This is a genomic window from Mesorhizobium sp. M7A.F.Ca.US.005.03.1.1, assembly GCF_003997975.1.
Taxonomy (GTDB): Bacteria; Pseudomonadota; Alphaproteobacteria; order Rhizobiales; family Rhizobiaceae; genus Mesorhizobium; species Mesorhizobium ciceri.
In genome coordinates, this window is the sequence record NZ_RZRO01000005.1 from 64210 (window position 1) to 83693 (window position 19484).

At 57.5% G+C, this 19484-nt stretch carries 13 protein-coding genes and 2 pseudogenes; 7 read left to right on the forward strand and 8 right to left on the reverse strand.

The annotated features are described in order from the left end of the window. Positions 1-514: 514 nt before the first annotated feature. The 6 genes from EN990_RS03810 to EN990_RS03835 all read right to left on the reverse strand — a co-directional run bounded on the left by EN990_RS03810 (position 515) and on the right by EN990_RS03835 (position 9366). A complete protein-coding gene (locus tag EN990_RS03810; RefSeq protein WP_224570030.1) occupies positions 515-1408 on the reverse strand; it encodes a polysaccharide deacetylase in 894 nt (297 codons plus the stop codon). Positions 1409-1553: 145 nt separating this feature from the next. Then, entirely contained in the window at positions 1554-2957 is a 1404-nt protein-coding gene (locus EN990_RS03815) for an aspartate aminotransferase family protein (protein ID WP_063169325.1), read from the reverse strand. Between the two features lie 13 nt (positions 2958-2970). Then, positions 2971-4449, reverse strand: coding sequence for an NAD-dependent succinate-semialdehyde dehydrogenase (locus EN990_RS03820; RefSeq protein WP_063169326.1), 1479 nt, complete (start codon positions 4447-4449; stop codon positions 2971-2973). A gap of 973 nt (positions 4450-5422) precedes the next feature. Beyond that, positions 5423-6601, reverse strand: a complete 1179-nt coding sequence (locus tag EN990_RS03825; protein ID WP_063169327.1) for a Xaa-Pro peptidase family protein — start codon at positions 6599-6601, stop codon at positions 5423-5425. Between the two features lie 401 nt (positions 6602-7002). Continuing rightward, complete coding sequence (locus EN990_RS03830) at positions 7003-8151, reverse strand: M20 family metallopeptidase (RefSeq protein ID WP_063169328.1); 1149 nt, start codon at positions 8149-8151, stop codon at positions 7003-7005. Positions 8152-8187: 36 nt separating this feature from the next. Continuing rightward, entirely contained in the window at positions 8188-9366 is a 1179-nt protein-coding gene (locus EN990_RS03835) for an aminotransferase class V-fold PLP-dependent enzyme (protein WP_063169329.1), read from the reverse strand. 844 nt (positions 9367-10210) lie between these two features. Between EN990_RS03835 and EN990_RS03840 the strand changes: the two genes are divergently transcribed. The 3 genes from EN990_RS03840 (at position 10211) to EN990_RS03850 (ending at position 13788) form a co-directional block, all read left to right on the forward strand. Continuing rightward, positions 10211-10678, forward strand: a complete 468-nt coding sequence (locus tag EN990_RS03840; RefSeq protein WP_063169330.1) for an Lrp/AsnC family transcriptional regulator — start codon at positions 10211-10213, stop codon at positions 10676-10678. Positions 10679-11087: 409 nt separating this feature from the next. Further along, positions 11088-12275 carry a M20 aminoacylase family protein gene (locus EN990_RS03845; protein WP_063169331.1) on the forward strand — a complete coding sequence of 396 codons (1188 nt, stop codon included), beginning with the start codon at positions 11088-11090 and terminating at the stop codon, positions 12273-12275. Between the two features lie 79 nt (positions 12276-12354). Next, positions 12355-13788, forward strand: a complete 1434-nt coding sequence (locus EN990_RS03850) for an amidase (RefSeq protein ID WP_063169332.1) — start codon at positions 12355-12357, stop codon at positions 13786-13788. 808 nt (positions 13789-14596) lie between these two features. On the opposite strand, the gene EN990_RS36590 is transcribed toward EN990_RS03850, so the two are convergent. Further along, on the reverse strand, positions 14597-14884 hold the full coding sequence (locus tag EN990_RS36590) for a hypothetical protein (protein ID WP_164754281.1): 288 nt from the start codon (positions 14882-14884) through the stop codon (positions 14597-14599). A gap of 20 nt (positions 14885-14904) precedes the next feature. On the opposite strand from EN990_RS36590, the gene EN990_RS03860 reads away from it, so the two are divergent. From EN990_RS03860 to EN990_RS03870, 3 genes and pseudogenes are all read left to right on the forward strand, one after another. Beyond that, complete coding sequence (locus tag EN990_RS03860; protein WP_272482847.1) at positions 14905-15234, forward strand: ATP-binding protein; 330 nt, start codon at positions 14905-14907, stop codon at positions 15232-15234. A gap of 771 nt (positions 15235-16005) precedes the next feature. Next, on the forward strand, positions 16006-17013 hold the full coding sequence (locus tag EN990_RS03865; RefSeq protein ID WP_063169333.1) for an ATP-grasp domain-containing protein: 1008 nt from the start codon (positions 16006-16008) through the stop codon (positions 17011-17013). A 188-nt stretch (positions 17014-17201) separates the two neighbouring features. Next, positions 17202-17482 (forward strand): annotated as a pseudogene (locus EN990_RS03870) (integrase core domain-containing protein); the annotation flags it as partial. A gap of 48 nt (positions 17483-17530) precedes the next feature. Here EN990_RS03870 and EN990_RS36770 read toward each other — a convergent pair. Further along, the gene (locus EN990_RS36770) at positions 17531-17770 is read right to left on the reverse strand and encodes an IS110 family transposase (RefSeq protein WP_063169335.1); all 240 of its coding nucleotides are present in this window, start codon (positions 17768-17770) and stop codon (positions 17531-17533) included. Between the two features lie 209 nt (positions 17771-17979). On the opposite strand from EN990_RS36770, the pseudogene EN990_RS03880 reads away from it, so the two are divergent. Continuing rightward, a pseudogene (locus EN990_RS03880) lies at positions 17980-19184 on the forward strand (IS110 family transposase). Positions 19185-19484 lie beyond the last annotated feature (300 nt).

Sequence of the window (19484 nt, forward strand, 5' to 3'; positions counted from 1 at the left end):
ACGTTGAAGCTGAACATGGCTTCGTACCCTTCACGTCTATCAGCCGCTTCATCGCACCGTAATGCCAGCGGCCGCGACCAAGCCCTCAACCGGCCGGCCAAAGCTCTCGCGGGCGAGGTCGACCAGCCCTTCCAGCATCGCCGGATCGGTCACGTCGCAGACAACTCAACGGGCACCAGGACAGGCGGCCAGAGTTTGGTCCAGAGCCTCTTGCGACAGGTCAGCCAACACCAAATCCGCTCCACCCGCCGCCAGCAGTTTGGCACTGGCCGGGCCAAGCGCGCCACCCGCCGGTAATCAGCACCGTTTTTCCGGCAAAGGTCGTGTCAATCAAGATTGTAGTCCTCCTCCAAGATAAGAACTCCCACTGTACCCGCTCTGAAAGCGAATACCGGACAGCGGATGATCCGCGTCATTCCAAATCCATTGGTGACCGCCGCAACGGTCGAGGCGCAGGACGGCTTGCGCCGCCCCAAGAACACCGCACTCTACCGGCGTTCCTGTCTGAGAGTTTTCAGAGACATGAGGACGCACGCTCGGCGACCTGATGATGTGTGGCGAACCAAACGTCACCCTTTGCTTTGGCGCGTCGAATTAATTCTTCTACGATCCAGATCCGTGAGCGATATCCAATGACGTGTGGATGCAGAGTCAGCTGAAATAAATCGGCATCTTGATAGGCCCCTTCGAACTCCCGAATAAATACAGAAAGCACGTCGTCGACTGATAAATCTGGCCGTGAAGACCCATCGGGACTCATCCAAAGATAAGTGGCATCGTCTCGAATCCATTCGACCGGTATTTCAATCACTCCCGTGGGTTCCTCGTCTTCCAGCAGCTCATAGCAACTATCATCGGCCATAAGGGATGAGTCGTATGTCAATCCGGTTTCACGTATGATCCGTAGAGTTGCGTCGGAAAAATCCCAGGAAGGCGTTCGAATTCCCGTCGGGCGTTTGGAAGTGATTTTTTCAAGAGTGTCGGCACTCCTCATCATTAAAGAGCGCTCGCTCTCTGCGCTCAGTTCCGAGTTTAGCTCGTGTATCCAGCCGTGCATGCCAATTTCATGGCCTTCATCGACAACTGCGCGTTGCTCGTCTGGATACAACTGAGCGATCACAGCGGGAACGAAAAAACTCGCCGGAACGTCGTACTTTCTCAAGAGTTCCAAAGCCCGAGGCATCCCTCGTCGGCTCCCGTACTGACCCCAGGATAATCTGCTTAGCGATCGCCCTCCCCTGCGCAATTCGTTCGACTCATGATCGACGTCGAACGAGATGGCGAAGGCACAGCGTTTACCGCCGGGCCACATTGGTCTTAGTGCCTTGCCCGCTCTGACTTTGTTGATGCGCCGCCGCCAATGGCTTTCAGGCCATTCCCAGGGATTGAGTGCGGTCGAATTGGCCACCAGTTCCTCCTGAGCAGTGTCTGCATTGAATTCCGCCGAAAACTCAATGAGCGGAACGCGGCACCAGCTCAGCTGGCAGCCCCGCAAGCCGATCAGGCCGTCGCTTGAGTTTGCGCCTTGATTACGACAAGATGGCCCAACTCATTCAGATTTTCTCACTCTCGCGAACAAGCTCATCCATAACCGAGCGCACGGCGCTTTCTGCGATTGCAACAATCTCCTCCGCCTCAGCTTTGGTTGTAACCAGCGGCGGAGCAAAGCCCAAAATGTCCCCGTGCGGCATGGCCCGAGCGATAAGACCACGGTCACGGGCGGCCTTCGAGATTCGCGCACCTACCTTGAGCGCCGGATCGAAACGCTTCCGATTGTCGCGATCGGCAACGAACTCGATTGCGCCCATAAGACCGACGCCCCGCACTTCGCCGACGATCGGCAACTGCGCGAACCTCTCCTGCAACTGCGCCTGGAAAAACGCGCCGACGTCACGCGCATTGCCGGGGAGGTCTTCTTTCTCGACAATATCGAGGACCGCGTTGGCCGCGGCGGCGCCGATCGGATGACCAGAGTAGGTGTAGCCGTGCGAGAATGCCCCGACCTTGTCGGCTCCATCCTCCAGGACTTTATACACCTTCTCACCGACGATTGCCGCTGAAAGCGGGAAGTAGGCCGACGTCAAACCTTTAGCGATCGTGATGAGGTCTGGCTCGATGCCATAGTGCTGTGAGCCGAACATGGAACCGGTGCGGCCGAACCCTGTGATCACTTCATCGGCAATCAGCAGCACATCATGTTTTTTGAGGACCGTCTGTACCGCTTCCCAATAGCCTTCCGGCGGAGGCGTGATACCACCTGTGCCGAGGACGGGCTCGCCAATGAAGGCGCCGACGTTGTCCGGGCCGAGCCGCTCGATCAACTGATCAAGCTCGGCGGCGCGGCGAGCGGAGAATTCGCGCTCGGTTTCGCCCGGGGTTGCGCCCCAGTAATGATGTGGAACACCCGTGTGAACAATCTGCGGAAGTGGCAGGTCCATGTGGTCGTGATAAAAGCTCATGCCCGTCATCGAGCCCGACACGACGCTGCAGCCGTGATAGCCGCGTTCACGGGAGATGATCTTCTTTTTGGTCGGCTTGCCACGCAGGTTGTTGTAGTACCAAACAAGCTTGGCCTGGGTCTCGTTCGCATCCGAGCCGGACATGCCATAGAACACCTTGCTCATCTTGCCCGGCGCCATCTTCACAAGGCGATCGGAGAGGATCGCAAGCTCGTCGGTCGTGTGCGCCGCATAGGAGTGGTAATACGCCAAGCGATAGGCCTGACGCGAGATCGCATCGGCGACTTCCGTGCGGCCATACCCGACATTGACGCAGTATAGGCCGGCAAAGCCATCGATAAATTGGTTGCCATGCGCGTCCTGGATGCGGATCCCCTTCCCTGTCACCACGATCGTTGGGTCGCCGAGCTTGCCAGTGGCGAAATCTTTAAGCTGAGTGAAAGGATGCAAGACCGAGTTGCGGTCCTTTTCGGTGATCTCTTTGATGTTGATGGTCATTGAATGCTTCCTTTCAGGCCGCGATGTTGCCGATGCAGAGGTATTTGGGTTCGAGATATTCGATAAGACCGTGCCTTGAGCCCTCGCGACCAAGGCCGGATTGTTTCCAGCCGCCGAACGGAATGCCCGGCCCCGTAAATTTTGGAGTATTCACGGCAACCATGCCATATTCGAGCCGGTCGGAGAGCCGCATGGCTCGGTTGAGATCTTGGGTATAGACGTAGGCCGCAAGTCCCATCTCGGAATTGTTGGCTCGCGCGACCACCTCCCGTTCGTCGTCGAAGGGCAGGATTGCAGCGACAGGTCCAAACGTTTCGTCCTTCGCAATCACCATGTCATCGGTCACATTAGCAAGCACGGCCGGCGTGACGAAGTTCCCGCCAAGCGAATTGTGCTGTGCGCCTGCTACCATTCGAGCCCCGGCTGCTAGAGCCTCAGAAACCTGGTGCCTGCATTTGTCAGCACCAGACGTCTTTGTCATCGGACCGATGTCGACACCTGGCTCCAATCCGTGCCCGACCTTTAGTTTACTGGTGGCCTCGGCAAATTTTTCCGTAAAATGCTCGTAAATCTCTCGCTGCACATAAATCCGGTTTGCCGCGAGACAGTCCTGACCGGATGTCGCGAACTTGGCTGCCATGCAACCGGCGACCGCAGCGTTGATCGGCGCATCGCCGAAAAGGATGAAAGGAGCATTGCCGCCAAGTTCGAGCGAGACTTTCTTCACTGTCTTCGCGGATTGCTCGAGAAGGATTCTGCCGACCTCGGTGGAGCCCGTAAAAGAGAACGCACGCACGTGGGTATGCAACAACAGCCGTTTGGCAAGTGGCGGAGCTTCGCCCGTGATCACCTGAAACACGCCGGGCGGAATGCCAGCATCCCCGGCAAGGCGGGCAAGCGCGAGGGCCGACAGTGGCGTTTCGGGTGCCGGCTTTACAATCATTGTGCAGCCAGCGGCCAGTGCAGCTCCAGCCTTTCTGGTGATCATTGCCGCTGGGAAGTTCCATGGCGTAATGGCGACAGTCACCCCGATCGGCTGCAAATGCACGGCCAGCCTGCTTGCGGGGAGATGGCTGGGAATCGTTTCGCCGTAAGCCCGCTCCCCTTCCCCTGCAAACCAATCTAAAAAGCCGGCAGCGTATGAAACTTCGCCGCGGGCTTCAGCAATCGGTTTTCCTTGCTCGGCCGTTATGATGACAGCCAGGTCTTCGGCGCTCTCCCGCATGCCTGCCGCCCATTTCCGCAGATATGCACCACGCTGTAACGGAAGCATGTCGCGCCACTTGAGGAACGCTGCTCTTGCGCAATGGACCGCGTCGTCAACGTCGGCGTCTGCGCAAGCCGCAACTTGAGCGATCTCGTCACCGCTGGCAGGATCAAACACGGCAAGAGTATCTGATTTGGAGAGCCAGGCGCCGTTCAGATACGCATCACCACGCAAAAGGTCTGGCCGTTTGAGCCTGCGTAATGCCGTGATTGACGTACCCCTCATCTAAGACTCCAATGGTATGCTGATGCCTTTAGGTTATTGCTGCCACAGCGCCGATCGGCAGCGCAGTTGATGCCCCTTTAGCTGCATTCCTGCAAACAGCAGCCAATTCGCGTAGAATTGGACACGGCTCACAACTTCACTTGCCAGGAGGCTTAGCGACCGCGAGCGAAGGTCGCGCTGGTCGCCGGCGGCGCGGAAAGTAGTTGGTTCCAGCGCCGATCTCCCGATCCCGAGTTCCCGATCTGGCCTCGTGGCATTAAGTTCTCGACCGACACCGATCAGGCGCACTGACGCAGGCGCAACCGCCTCGAATCTTAGACGGAACTCGCCGCAAGGCTACTTTCGTCCGGCACTGTGCAGGGTGACCGCGACCGCTTCAGACACGATGGCATCGCGGACGACTTCATTCGGAAGGAGGTCTTGGGGTCCCGAAATTGAGGTCCCCGCGATAACCCAGACATTCACTTGGTGAAGTGGTGAAGTCGCACGAAACAGCAGAAAAGGATGAAGCGAGCCCCGGGCAAAAGGCGAGCTTCGCTGCCGAGCCATCTATCGGGAACAACGTGTGCTGATGTCGCGACGTGTTGCACGGACGGGGCGGACCATACTCGCGTTCCCACCGGCGCGCAGGGTTGGCAAGAGCCCGCTTCAGGCGCGCGTAAACTCGTCCTCAATGCTCCTCAAAAGCTAAGTCCTCTTGCGTCATCCGCGCATTTGTAGAATGGGGCAACGTTCACGCCGCGCTCGCGTCACAGGTGGCTCATTTCGGCCTACGGATCTTAATCTCCGCTGATGCAGAGAACTCATGTGCTAGGCGAGATTCTCCTGTCCCAGAGGTTGGGCATGCCGCACCTCTCAGACAGCGCCGTCCTTAAGCTAGATCCGTTCATCCGCTCGCCGCAGAAACAAATTTCAACCGGCTTCGAACGGACCCAGTGAGATCGCAAAACGATTTGGGTCACATCCAAATCACCTAGTCCACGACGATCAAGCGGCGATCAACATCTGCCAATCGCTCACCGCCCCTTTCGGTTACAATAAATGATTCAGAGATGGCGGCGCCGAACCCTTCGAGCCTAACCCCCGACTGAAAATGGAAGCACATTCCTGGTTGTAGGATGGTCTTGTCGCCCGCGCGAATACTAACCGTGCGTTCGCCCCATTCCGGCGGGAAGTTGAGTCCGATTGAATAGCCGGAGCGGCCTATCTTGATATACCCGTTCCGCTTGAGGATATCTTGCCACACCGCATTAAGCTCCTCAACGACGGTACCAGGCTTTGCCATCTCGAGCACAGCATCCCCGCCTTCCACTATAACCTCAGCAAGACGCGAGACCTCTGCGGGTGGCTTTCCGATGTGGACGGTGCGGCACAGCGGCGCACAGTAGCGGCGTCGGGTGGCGCCGAACTCCATGAGAACCAGGCCAGAGGTCGGCAAGGGCTCCTCGGTCCAACTGAGGTGCGGAGCGTTCGTTTGTTCGCTAGTCTGGATAAGAGGAGGACCGCTAGAGTCGCCATATTTACCGTCCACCCCTCGTGTCTGGGCCCGGTACACCTCCGCGACGACCTCATGTTGCGGCACTCCAGGCCTTAGGTTAGCGATTGCCGTCTGCATCGTATGCGTTGCAAGGTGGCCCGCTTCTCTCATGTAGACTAGTTCAAGGTCAGATTTTATAAGCCGTGCCCAATTGACTAATTCGCGGCTATCAGAGAATTTTGCATTCGGAAGGCCTTTGACGAGATGTTGATGTGCTCGGGCAGTATAGAAGTGGGCGTTAAGCTCGACACCGATTCGATCAGATCCCCAGCCGCGCGAATTGATAAGCTCGCAAAGATCGTCAAATGGATGTAATTCTGGATGTTGAAGTCTATGATCGGAAAATGAGCTTATATTTTCTCTAGGCAGATCCGTCGTTATATAAGCGGAATTTACATCGACGAAACGTCCGAACCAGAGGGGCATGTCCGACTGGAGATGCACTAAGACCACCTGAGGCACGTAGAACGAATAGCCGTCAAAGCCGGTAAGCCAATACATATTCGCGGGATCCTGGCAGATCAGCAAGTCCAGCCCCGCTCGCTCCATCCGCTGCTTCACGTCATGAACACGACGCCGAAACTCCTCGGGCGGAAATGGCTTCTCATATTTCATCTCGTCGAGTCCTTCAAAACAGGCATTCCTCGAACGGATCAGGCATTCGTCCTGTCCGCATACTTTCTCTTCGTATCACGTCACAAGAGGCTGTTTTCCCCGAGGATTTCTTCTTGTCGCGGAAAATCTGCATTTCCTAGGCACTTGCCGTACGTTATCCGCATATGAGCGCCAAATTTTCGGTGGCTCTGCGTCTCCGGTGGAAGATCATGCCCTCCCTATGGTGAAGACGCACTCTGCCTGTCGCAACAGAATTTCAAGCACGGGCGGCAAGATCTACGTGGGAAGCGCCGACGAGACCAGCGAAGATCGGGACGTTGCGGCCGCCACGCTCATGCAGCATCCGGGGCGTCCGCGGCCCAATGGACGGGGTTTGAGCACCCCCATCAGGCCGGCCACTCCTAATATGTGAGCATGATTCTCTGGTACAAATCAGCAGCCTTGGTCAGTTGATCGATTTCAACGAACTCGTTGTTCGTATGGGCTTGGGCAGTACGCCCGGGTCCGATAATCACACACGGGATCCCAGCCAATGACAGCTGATTTGCATCCGAGCCGCCGGTGGCTCCCTTCTGCTCTCCGGTCCCCGCGACGTGGGCACAAGCCGCTCCTGCGACTGCTGCAATTTTGCTCGACCCGGAACTGATTGGAGGCGGGTCTTCCAATGCGGGAAGCAATGACCGAACATTGATCTTGTCTTCGCCCTGGCGAAGGCCTTCCAGTATGCTTTCTACCTCCGCCAACGCGTCCTGCGGCCGCTCCCCGGGTATGAGACGCCGATCGACCCAGATACGGCATACCGGCGGTACAGTGGTAAGTTCCAAACCTCCTTCGATGAGGCTCACGGTCAGCTGTGATGACCCTACCAATGGGTGCTGCGCCCGAGACACAAGGGATCGATGGTGCTCATCAAGTGCCAATACCACCTTGGCCATGCCCGTGATCGCGTTCACTCCGAGATGAGGCTTCGACGTATGAGCCGGTACACCCTGAACCTCGATTTGCCAGCGGACAGAACCCATGTGAGCTACAACGAGCTCTAATTCGGTGGGTTCACCGACTACCGCACCCTCATAAGCGACACCGGAATCGGCTATAGCGCGGGCGCCAAGTTTGCGGTACTCTTCGTCAATGCTGGCTGCCACAACAACCGTGGCCCGGGGCTGCCGTTCACCAAGTGAGCTAAGCGCAATCAACATAGCTGCAAGTGAGCCTTTTGTGTCGCAGCTACCTCGCCCATATATTCGCCCGTCCCGTTGCTCACCCGAGAATGGATCTGATTCCCACCTATCGATAGGAACGGTATCCATATGAGCAATGAATAGAATACGCCTATCGGGTTCTTTCCCAGGTACCCAGGTCAGGAAATTCGAGCGACCATCGGCCACCTCCTGTATCCCGTAAGCCAGCTTCCGCTCCTTGCAAAAACCCTCGAGGAACTTGGCTACACCTTGCTCTCCACTACCTTTTGGCGACAGCGATGGATTGATGCTCTCGATCTTTATAAGATCTTGGAGAAGTCCGATAGTCTCGGCGCTCTGGGTCGACATGTACTCTCCTGTGTGCATGAACTAGCCGTGTCGCTCTTACTTCGACCAGCTCTTGGCCAGATTGATTACGCGATCGACTTCATCGGCGGTGTTGTAAAGATGCAGGGAAAACCGGAGCATGCCTCTGCGTATTGAGACGATTACCCCGTTCTTCGTGAAATGCTCGTGAAGCGACCGAATGCGGGCGTCGACTGGGCGCCCTTCAACAAGATCGCTGGAATCGCCAACGGCTACGATACTTCCAGTGTGAGCGCCTGGTGGCCCGCCGCAGACCGGAAGCCCGATATCTAAGAGACCAGTGGCCATACGTTTTGCGAGTGAGGTAACGCTCTGGTCGATCGCCTCGGTTCCGATATCAAGTAGCTGGCCCATTGATGCATATGCAGCCAACATGCCAGGGAAGTTGTAATGCCCGATATCAAAGCGGGGCGCGCCAGAGCGCAACTTTACAAAACTAGGTACCGGAGCTGATTCTGGCGCGTTTCCGAAATCTACGCTGAAGCGCGCAAGATAGGCCGGGCTCAGCCGATCGGCCCATTCTTTACGGCAATATAAAAAACCCGATCCATAAAGACCCATCAAACCCTTCACAGTGGACACTGCTACACCGTCTACGCCAAGTCGATTGACGTCGGTGTGGAGTATCCCAACAGATTGCGTCGCGTCCGCCAAAAGAAATGCACCGTAGTGCCTACAGGCTTCGGATATCTGCTCCATGACGGTCCGAAACCCCGGAACCATCGTCACCGTCGCCAAGGCAACAACGCGGGTATGAGAATCAATCGCCTTTACGAATGCATCAGGGGGAATTGAGCCGTTATCCGGCTCTACGACTCGCAACTCGACATTGTAGCGGTCTCTGATCTGAATCCATGGCAAGATATTATTTGCGTGTTCCAATTTTGGGCATAGAACGACGTTGTCTCCATCTCTCCAATCGATCGCATTAGCGATGATGTTGATGCCTTCCGATGCATTCTTGGTAATTGCAATTTCATCGTGATCTGAATTGATAAATTGTGCGAACCTAGCGCGAGTACGCTCGACGTGTTCGAGCATTCTTTCTTCGTCGTTTAGGCCATGCAGCCGATTGTTCAAATGAGGCTCGATTGAAGCCAATGTTGTGCTTGATATGAGGCCCTGGTTCGCGACATCCATGTAGATGGCGTTTGCTGTGGCTGGAAACTCCTTTCGGAGGATGTCCAAGGGAAGCATATGGCTTTCTCTCCTGGGAGTGCGGACGGCGGTTGAGCTACCTTGTTCAGGCGATCGTTCCGGCAAGGGTAAGAATGCCGCCAGACTGGTCTGCGCTGACCTGCCCATTTTACACGGTGCTCGTGCCGACTTTGGTCTAACATTCGGTCTCCCACGCCGCATTCCTGCGCCAAACCGCGATTCACGCAGAGATCGCGAGCCATTCTCGCGGATCACTGAAGCGTCTCGACGGAATGCAGCTGCAACAACTGCCTCACGAGAGATCAATTTGGGTAATTCTCAGACCGCGGATAGGGCTTCTTACCAGTGCTTGGAGCGACGTTAGCCTGACTGAGCCGACGACCTTCTCCTCCAGCCCCACACCCATGCGGATCATAGTTCACTCGCGGCCGACGCGCGAGGGCCGTAAGGCATCCGAAAGCCGGGGCCGGTTCATAGCCTGACTCTCATGGTCTCCGATTTATGCTGCAACGCCGACACCCTTGGTGATGTCGCTCCCTAACACGCTTGCCTCGAACTGATGCGAGCGTGCTGCAACTCATGTTTTCTGCGCCTGAGCAACGAGATCGGTAGGATCTTTTCGACCGGGGATCGCCCCCACCCGATCGAATCTGCCGTTCTTGCGCTGGCCCGCAACTGCTCACCAGCAACGCCCATCGATTCAGCGGCACCCCTCAGATAGTTATACTATGCCGGTATTGTGCGCAGATGGCGAAAGAAACGCCGATTTTCTGCGACTTGGACCGACTTTAGCGCCGAGAGGGCGTTTGGCACTTGCTACATTTTGGACGTACGGACTGGCGGCCTTGGCATTGGCCGATATCATCATGAGCAGAGATTGTGAATGGATCTGGATCGAATTGACCGGAAGATTCTCAACGTCGTGCAGCGCAACAATCGCCTTACGACAGAGGAATTGGGCGAACTTGCCGGACTATCGGCTACCGCTTGTCAGCGGAGATTAAAGCGACTTCGAGACGCTGGCGTCATCGAAGCGGACGTTGCCATAGTTTCACCGGAAGCCGTCGGTCGGCCCCTGCTCCTGCTGGTATCCATCACTCTCGAGCGCGATCGCGCCGATATCATCGATCGTTTCAAGCAGGCAATTCGGCGGACGCCTGAGATCATGAACGCTTACTACGTTACGGGTGAAGCGGATTTTATTATTACGGTCTCTGCTCAGGACATGGCCGAGTACGAGGCGTTTACCCGTCGTTTTTTTTACGAACATCTTGAAGTAAAGGGGTTCAAGACAATCGTTGTAATGGATCGGATCAAGGCGTCGTTTGCTCTGCCAATTGCTGAAGAGTAGCCTTCAAAAGAGCCCGCCCAGGCAACCACCACGCGCCTTCCGCGGGTCGCAGTTGTCCCGCACTTCTGAATGTCGGCTGTCCTATTTTGAATGGTCCCGCATATATACCAGGGCACCTCCTCTCAGCCTGCAGGTGTTATGCGCCAATGACCAAAAAACGATGATATTCTGCGGGACCAAGGCGCCCTTCGCGCAACCAAGCTCTTTGGCACTTGCTACATTCTGGGCGGAGCGGAATTCAGGATTGTCGGTCCCCGGCTAATTGGAGCGGCTTCAGTCGGCGGAATAGCTGGGGTGCCTACGTCGCACAGAGGATGCTGTGCTCCCGGCAGCGCGGAAACGGGTCTCCCGGCTCTCGCAAGGACAAAGCGTGAAATTCGCCTGCAACCGGCAAGAAAGGAAAGTCCCCGTGGCAATTCTCAATAGCGTCGCAGAGTTTCTCCCCGAGATAGTGGCTTGGCGCCGGGACATCCATGCACATCCCGAACTGGGCTTCGACATCCCCCGTACTTCGGCATTTGTCGCCGAGCGCCTGCGCGAATTCGGCTGCGACGCCGTCGCGACCGGCATCGGCAAAACCGGCGTCGTTGGCGTCATCAAGGGCAACGGCGTCGTGAGCGACGGTAACCCAAAGGTTATCGGATTGCGCGCTGACATGGATGCGCTGCCGATCAACGAAGCGACCGATCTGCCCTATGCGTCCAAGAACAAGGGCTTGATGCATGCGTGTGGGCATGACGGCCACACCGCGATGCTGTTGGGTGCCGCGCGCTATCTTGCCGATACTCGGAATTTCGCTGGAACGGCGGTCATGATCTTCCAACCTGCCGAGGAGATCGGTACCGGCGCCGTTGCCATGCTAGATGACGGTTTGATGGAGCGGTTCGGCATCGAGCACATCTACGGAATGCACAATCGTCCGGGCTTGCCGGTAGGTGTCTTCGGAATCCGGCAAGGTCCAGTGATGGCGGCAACTGATAGCATAGAAATTAGCATTGAAGGGCGAGGGGGGCACCCTGGAAGGCCTCATGAATGCATCGATCCGATTCTGGTCGGCGCTCAGCTTGTGACGGCCCTGCAGCATATCCTGGCTCAGAACATTGACCCTGTCGACTCGGCAGGAATTTCGTTCCACCAGTTCCAGTCCGGGCAGAGACTAGTCCCCGTCGTTCCGCAAACAGCGGAGTTGGTGGGCACCATGCGGACGCTAAAGCCGGAGGTGCGCAAGTTCGTGAAGGAGCGGGTGGGCGAAGTGGTCGCCGGCATCGCCCAGATAACCGGCGCGAAGATAGATATTAAATTTCAGAGCTTCGACGCAATTCTCTTCAATGAGGTCCAGCAGACCGACCTTGCGAGAAGCGCGGCCAAGGGCGTGGCCGGTGAAAACAATGTGCTCGAGACGCCACCGGTAATGGGGGGGGAAGATTTCTCCTTCCTGGCGCAGGCGCGGCCGGGTGCTTTCGTCTGGTGCGGGAACGGTGACAGCGCCGGCCTGCATCACCCTGCCTACAATTTCAACGACGAGGCGATTCCTTATGGAACATCGTACTGGATCAAGCTCGTAGAGAACACGTTGGGATCCCGTCCGACGTCTTGATGATCGGTCTGACAAGGGCCGCAGAACGAATGAATAACTGCCGTCTTATGCCAGGCTTGAATGTAGCGGACCTCGTAAAATGAAAACTCGTTCATCCGTGCCAACATCTCTTGAGGGTCTGTCGGCGTGCGAATGCCTGGAACTCTACCGAAGGCGGCAGCTCTCGCCTGTTGAAGTCGTCGATGACTGTCTCAGCCGCATCGACGCCAACAACCCGGCGCTGAACGCATTTTGCCTCGTCGACCACGAAGGGGCCAGGTCTGCTGCCCGGGCCTCGGAGGGTCGATGGATGAAGGGGGAACCAGCCGGAGTACTAGATGGCATTCCGGCCACCATCAAAGACCTCACCTTGACACGAGGCTGGCCGACAAGACGTGGCTCATTGTCCGGCAGCACCGAGGGACCCTGGACTGAAGACGCCCCTGTTCCAGCCCGTATCCGTGAGACCGGTGGCGTTATCCTGGGCAAGACAACCACTCCAGAATTTGGCTGGAAAGGGGTAACAGACAGCCCGGTCTACGGGATCACCCGCAATCCCTGGAATCCTGACCTGACACCAGGCGGGTCGTCGGGAGGGGCGGCAGTTGCGGCTGCGCTCAACCTTGGCTTTCTTCATCAGGGTAGCGACGGCGGGGGATCAATCCGGATACCGGCGAGCTTCACGGGGACCTTCGGCTTCAAGCCAACCTTCGGCATCGTTCCGCAATGGCCAGCTAGCGCCATGACAACGCTGTCTCATTTGGGGCCGGTGACCCGCACCGTTGCGGATGCGATCCTGATGATGAATGTGATTGCACGAAAGGACGCTCGCGATGGCTATGCGGGTCCGGCGTACCTAGGTCTCGACCCCGATCCAGCAAAGACCACCATCAGGGGCCTGCGGATCGGCTACAGTCGGAACCTCGGCTATGTCAAGGTGGCGCGAGATATCCAAAACGTTACCGATAATGCGATCGACCAGCTTCGAGCTCTTGGGGCCGAGGTGGCCGAAGTCAATCCGGGATTTGCGGATCCGGTGGAGGTGTTTTCTACATTCTGGTTCGCTGGCGCCGCCCGTATTGTGTCACGAATGAACAAACAGCAAAGACAATTACTAGATCCTGGCTTTCTGGAAGGTGCCGAACGCGGGCTGAAGATCACCCTTACCGAATTTCAGGAAGCTGAGGCGATGCGGTTCGAGCTCTCCGCTCTGATGGCGAAGTTCCACGAAAATTACGATCTCTTGGTCACACCGACGATGCCTATCGCGCCGTTCCCCGTCGGGCGAAATGTGCCGGATGATAGTTACAAGGGGTGGGTGGACTGGACGCCCTTCACCTACCCTTTCAACTTGACCCAGCAACCAGCAGCATCGATTCCATCGGGCCTGGATGATCAAGGGCTGCCCGTCGGGCTACAACTGGTCGGCGCGCGCTATTCCGACACCTCCGTCCTAGCCGCGGCATATACGATCGAAAGTCGCCTGGGGCTTCCTTCTTTCGCGAGGAGCAGATTCCACGCTGCCACCCCTTAAAACTTGAGACTGCCGCGCTCAAGCACCTGACGGCCTCCAAGCGGTCAAGCCACGGACGCGAATGTCATTCGATAAAGGGGCGCGGCGTCATAGATGGGCAGTCCTGTCCTACGACGGATTGCTGACGTCACCATCGGGGACAATGTACATTCAAATAGGAGTGCGTCAATCTTGGGATGTGCGGCGCGAAGTCGCGACACAGACTGCAACCCGGGGACTCCATTTCGGTAACACTAGCCGGCCGCGTATTACCTTCGATGCCGCCGATGGCTACTCTTGCCCCTGCGGATGAATCCATGCCCAGCAGCTCTTCGCCGCAGTGTCTTGAGTCTGCGGCCAGACGGCGAGCTTTGCGCCGGCCGGAAGCTGCCGGAGGAGCGTGGGCGCCAGTAGCAGGCTCGACATGGCCACGGGAAGTTTGACAGACGTGGCCAGTGCAGCCTGGCACCAGATACTGAAGCCGCAGTCCCTGGTTATCGCGACGGCTCCGCGCTCAACCAACCGCCTGGCAGCTGCAATGTAGGCCGGCTCGAGAGAGGCATCGCCAGGACTGACCCTCTCCGCCAAAGCCCCGGCCGCGGTCTCTATTATAATTGGGAAGTCGAAGTTGCCGGGTTGAAGACCGACCCCGATGCGGTGGCGGAAATTCACCAGGGCGCAAGTCCGATCTCCAGCCTGTGATTTTTGCAACACTGGCCATCCAATGAGGATCCAACTGCCGTCTGATCGTGACAATTCAGCTGCGTCAAATGCCTTTGCCGCCAAGATGGCGCGTATCGTCAGGTTGTGCTGACCAAGCTGGGACGCTCTACGAGCGCAGGAATCCTGCATTCGCCTGACGCTTCCGGCTCGGTTGCAAGGCTCGGGAATAGTAATGACGAAACAGTGGATCAGCACGCCGTAAGCCCAGTGCAAAAAATGCGGGCTTCGTGCCGAACCTTTTTTTGGAACGGCGGGCGCGGATCTCATCATTGAGATTACCGGAAAGCCTGTCCGGACTTTTCCGAAGCCGCACTGTTATCCTGTTCGAGAGCGACGCATCGATGGTTCCTTTCCCCGCCTCATCGACAAGCTCACCCGTGTCCACTTGGCTCATCCACGACGACTTCGGCAACCATGCTCTCTCCGATCAGCAGCGCTTCCACCTCTTCGAAAATCGTCGAGGAGCGCTATCAGAGAAAATCCACCCTGATCACCGCCCAGGTCCCCGTGGCAAGCTGGCACGACCTTATTAACGACAGCACGGTCGCCGACGCTATACACGACCGCTCGTGCACAATGCACACCGCATCGCCCTTCAGGGCGAGAGCATCCGAAGAAAAAAGCCTCGGCCCTCTTGACCGACTCCGAGAACACCGAAATCAATCAGCCCTACAGCAACCAGGCTGCCGAGGACCAACCTCGACGAACTGTCGGACTTTTGTGAAAACGCTGTCCGGGAATTAGCGGAATCGCTGTCCAGCTTTTGAAGCGCGCAATAACACTATGGCCGTCATCGAAATGAGCAAGGCGAAGTGCTGATTGCCGCGTTTGTTCCGGGATTAAGCGCCAGCCTCTCAAGAAGATTTATGCCGACTCGCCATCATTGTTGAAACTGCTGCAGCGCTCGCACGTTGAAGCCGGCCAGGCCGGGCATACGATTATGCGGATCGCCTTCGCCCAACTTCAATTCTGGACGCCAGGGCTCGATGTAAGGGACCGGCGAGCGTCAAAAGACTGCGGATGGGTCGCCGCTCGTCCCCTGGGATACGATCTCTGTCGGATTTTGTCGCGCCTGCGACATAGTGGTTGTGCGGGCCAGTTTAGTACCTGATATGACCGTAAGTTTGATATCAAACTCAAAGCACTGGCCGACGTGCATTTTGCGAGGTTGGCACGGTTTTTGAAGCGATCATTTCGCGTCGGAGCGCTCTCATCCGCCGGTTATCATCTGTTTTGGCATAAACCCTGCATAAGGCTTTATTGATGGTACCGCAACCCAACTCGCCGTCTTTCGAGCTACTTGGGCAAAAAGAGCACCGCCAGCGGAAAGGGTCGGGAACCGGAGAGGGAACCGGGTGGTGGACCTATGTTTGTGGAGGGGGTTGTGAAAAGGGTCAGCCATGGTGCTTCGAGCCTCTTGTACTCGTGCAGGTCGTCAATGTTGATATAGCGGTTGGCCTCCATCCAGTTTTCATTGGTTTCGTGACAGCAGACAAACGTCAAAGGAGATAGCTCATGCGAGTAGCCATCGTAACGAACAGTGATTTCAACGGTGTGATTAACCGGTTCGGTCAGCCTTGTCCGCAGCCGCCGCAGCCTTGGCCGCATAGCGGCACGTTGGAAGATGTGGTGGCGGCACTTCAAGAGGGCGGCCACGAGACGGTAGTGTGTGAAGGCGATAAAGGACTGCTCGCCAGTCTCGAGCGGTTCATGCCACCTGATCCGCAAGGTCGCCCCTCGGGAATGGTCTTCAACTTGGCGGAGGGAATTCAGGGCGAAAAGCGTTACACTCATGTTCCTGCCATGCTTGAGATGGCCGGTGTTCCATACACTGGATGTAGCCCCTTCGGGATTGGGCTGACGGGAGACAAAGTCATTACCAAAATGCTCATCCGCGATCAGGGCGTGCCGACTCCGAACTTTCGCGTGATGCGTCGCGGCACCGAGAACACCGGCGACCTGAGATTCCCAGTGGTAGTGAAGCCGCGGGAGGAGGACTGCAGCTTCGGATTGCAGATCATACATGAACACTCTAAGTTGCGGCAGGCCGTCGAAGTGATCGTCACGCAGCATGCTCAGGATGCGCTAGTGGAGGAATACATCGAGGGGCGGGAAATCTGCGTTGCGTTGCTCGGAAACGGGGAGCCCGAAGTTTTGCCTCTAGTGGAGCAGGACTTCGGTGACCGCGAAACGCGTGTTATGAATTGGGATGCGAAGTACGTGGCGGCCGCAGCGGTGCCCAAGATTTGCCCGGCGAAAATCGAGAGCGGGCTTGAGACGATGTTACGGGATATTTCGGTTGCGACCTTCCGTGCCTGCCACTGCCGGGACTATGCCCGCGTCGATTTCCGGATCGATCGCTCAGGCCAACCGTTTGTCCTAGAGATGAACTCGGTGCCGGCCCTTGGTATACACTCCAGTTATGGCACAGCTGCAACGGCCGGCGGACACAGCTTCGTAAGCTTGATCAATCGCATCCTCAATGTCGCCCACACCCGCTATTTCGGAATCGGCGTCTCATAGTGGATTGATCGGATCAAAAGAGTCCGATTTCGGGATTCCGTTTTGCGGTTTGGCGTGCGAGTTAGATGCATGCGCAATAGCATCCCCCTTCACCGTTTTGGCCAGCGACCGTCAGCGCCTGCAAGCGCTCGTCGCGGCGCCAGGAAGCCCGCAAGCACGTTCGGGGGCCGCATCGTCGCGCTGTGCTTCGAACCACGAAGCCAAAGCATACTTGGACCACCGGCTAGGTCGAGCGAATGAACCGCACCATCAAGGACGCGACGGGCAAGCGTTTCCACTACGACGATCATGACCAACTGCGTCGGCATCTTGCCGACTTTGTTGCGGCCTACAAATTTCGGCCGCAGGCTGAAGGCCCTCAAAGGTCTCACCCTACGAGTTCATCTGCAAGGCATGGGCTTCCCAGCCCGAGCGCTTCACTCTCAATCCGCTCCACCAAATGCCTGGACTTGTCTATTCGGCGTGTTGAAGTCAATCCCATTCAAGCTTCCTAGGCTGACCTGCCGACGCGATTATCCTAGCCTGATTGATGTAACCGCGGCGTCAAACCGAGATACGGCCCCACGTCCTTCGAATTCCTGAAGGGGGCAGGAATATCGACCGTGGCGTTGAAACCCAGTGCAACGATAGGGCCGACGCCCAGCACGGTCATCAACCGCCTGCAAACCGTGTCACCCCTCACGATCGACAACAGTCTTTCGTGTAGCACCGTGAACTGCTCGCAAAGTTTCCGACGGGCGGTGAGCAACGTCTCCATGATGTCTCGAGTTCCGGAATGTCACCGGAAGGGTCCCGGATGCGATCCGCGAATTTGCCGGCCGTCGACAATGCCAACTTTGAGACCGAAGTTACGAAACAGGCCACGGATGTCGTTCTCGATGGCGATGGCCTTTTCCTGAAGCGACTTGAGGGCCGTCAGCAGCGCCCGGCGATTCTGGGTCGTCAGCGTCTTGACAGTAAGACCGTATGTCCGCCTCTGCCGATGAGGTGGCTCGCCCTACACTGCGCGTCCGAGGGTTGCTCGGACGGGCCGAGCCGATCCTCACCACAGGAGGACGAGCCGTGGCGGATTATAGAGAAGCATTTGTCGGAATCGATGTTGCGAAGCTTAAGAACGCTATTGCGATTGCGGAGGCAGGCCGGGAAGGAGAGGTTCGGTTCTTCGGTGAGGTCGACGCGTCGGCGACCAGCATGCGGCGGGTCATAGGCCGGATCGCCAGCCGCTTTGATTACGTGCATTTCTGCTATGAGGCTGGGCCGACCGGGTACGGCCTTTATCGCCTGATCCGGTCGCTCGGGCACGAGTGCACCGTGGTTGCACCATCATTGATACCAAGGAAGCCCGGCGATCGGGTGAAGACGAACCGTCGAGACGCCATTTCCCTTGCCCGACTATTGCGCGCCGGCGAGCTGACCGCGGTGTGGGTTCCCGATGAAGGGCACGAGTCCATACGGGATCTTGTTCGCGCGCGGGCGGGCGCGGTCGAGACGCTGCGGGTCCATCGCCAGCAGGTGAGCGCATTCATGCTCAAGCACGGCCGTAGCTATCCGCGAAAGAAGAGCTGGACGATGCGCTATCTACGCTGGCTTCAGGAACAAGGTTCGATCATCCCGCGCATCAGATCGCACTCCAGGAGATGGTCGAGGCGGTGCGCGTCTCGAAAGAGCGGGTCGAGCGGCTGGAGCGTGTGATCGAAGAGTTCGTCCCGGCCTGGTCGCTGGCACCGATCGTGTGGGCGCTTCAGACATTGCGTGGGGTAGACCTAATTGTCGCCGTGACGTTCGTCACCGAAGTCGGCGACGCCAGCCGGTTCGAAAGCCCACGCCAGCTCATGGGATATCTCGGTCGGGTCCCCGGCGAGCGCTCAACCGGGGAGACAGTCCGGCGCGGCGGCATCACAAAGGCAGGCAACGGTCGGGTTCGCCACATGTTGGTCGAGAGCGCCTGGACCTATCGACATCCGCCCAAGGTCGGGAAGGCGAAGCTATACCGGTTGGAGCAGGCGTCACCGAAGGTGCGTGAGATCGCCTGGAAGGCGCAGTCCCGCCTGACAGCCCGCTACCGCATGCTGAGCGCTCGGGGCAAACGGACAACGGTCGTCTGCACCGCGATCGCCCGTGAACTGGTCGGCTTTATGTGGGCAGTCGCAAGGGAGGCGCGCGTCACCTGATCGCTCGCCGCGATGGCGCACATATCGCGCATGGGCGGAGGCGGGACCACGGCAGGGGAATGCCCGTCAGACGCTTTGTGGCCGGCAAATCGACCGACGCCCGCAGTAAGATAGGAACAGCCCCGGACGCACAATCGGGAATGCGGTAGCCAACCCGCGCATCAGAGCTTGATCACCGACGTCCTTCAGTTCCGCCTCCCCACCCATGCGCGATCATCAGAATGAGCAGCCGTTCCTCGGATCGGGCGACCTCATGCGTTCCAAACCTTGACAGCGGACATCAGAGCGGTGTTTCCGGAC

Coding starts and splice junctions, on each gene's coding strand:
- EN990_RS03815 (WP_063169325.1), bottom strand. CDS start 2,957: ATGACCATCAACATCAAAGAGATCACCGAAAAGGACCGCAACTCGGTC.
- EN990_RS03820 (WP_063169326.1), bottom strand. CDS start 4,449: ATGAGGGGTACGTCAATCACGGCATTACGCAGGCTCAAACGGCCAGAC.
- EN990_RS03825 (WP_063169327.1), bottom strand. CDS start 6,601: ATGAAATATGAGAAGCCATTTCCGCCCGAGGAGTTTCGGCGTCGTGTT.
- EN990_RS03830 (WP_063169328.1), bottom strand. CDS start 8,151: ATGTCGACCCAGAGCGCCGAGACTATCGGACTTCTCCAAGATCTTATA.
- EN990_RS03835 (WP_063169329.1), bottom strand. CDS start 9,366: ATGCTTCCCTTGGACATCCTCCGAAAGGAGTTTCCAGCCACAGCAAAC.
- EN990_RS03840 (WP_063169330.1), top strand. CDS start 10,211: ATGGATCTGGATCGAATTGACCGGAAGATTCTCAACGTCGTGCAGCGC.
- EN990_RS03850 (WP_063169332.1), top strand. CDS start 12,355: ATGAAAACTCGTTCATCCGTGCCAACATCTCTTGAGGGTCTGTCGGCG.
- EN990_RS36590 (WP_164754281.1), bottom strand. CDS start 14,884: ATGAGCCAAGTGGACACGGGTGAGCTTGTCGATGAGGCGGGGAAAGGA.
- EN990_RS03860 (WP_272482847.1), top strand. CDS start 14,905: ATGCTCTCTCCGATCAGCAGCGCTTCCACCTCTTCGAAAATCGTCGAG.
- EN990_RS03865 (WP_063169333.1), top strand. CDS start 16,006: ATGCGAGTAGCCATCGTAACGAACAGTGATTTCAACGGTGTGATTAAC.
- EN990_RS36770 (WP_063169335.1), bottom strand. CDS start 17,770: ATGGAGACGTTGCTCACCGCCCGTCGGAAACTTTGCGAGCAGTTCACG.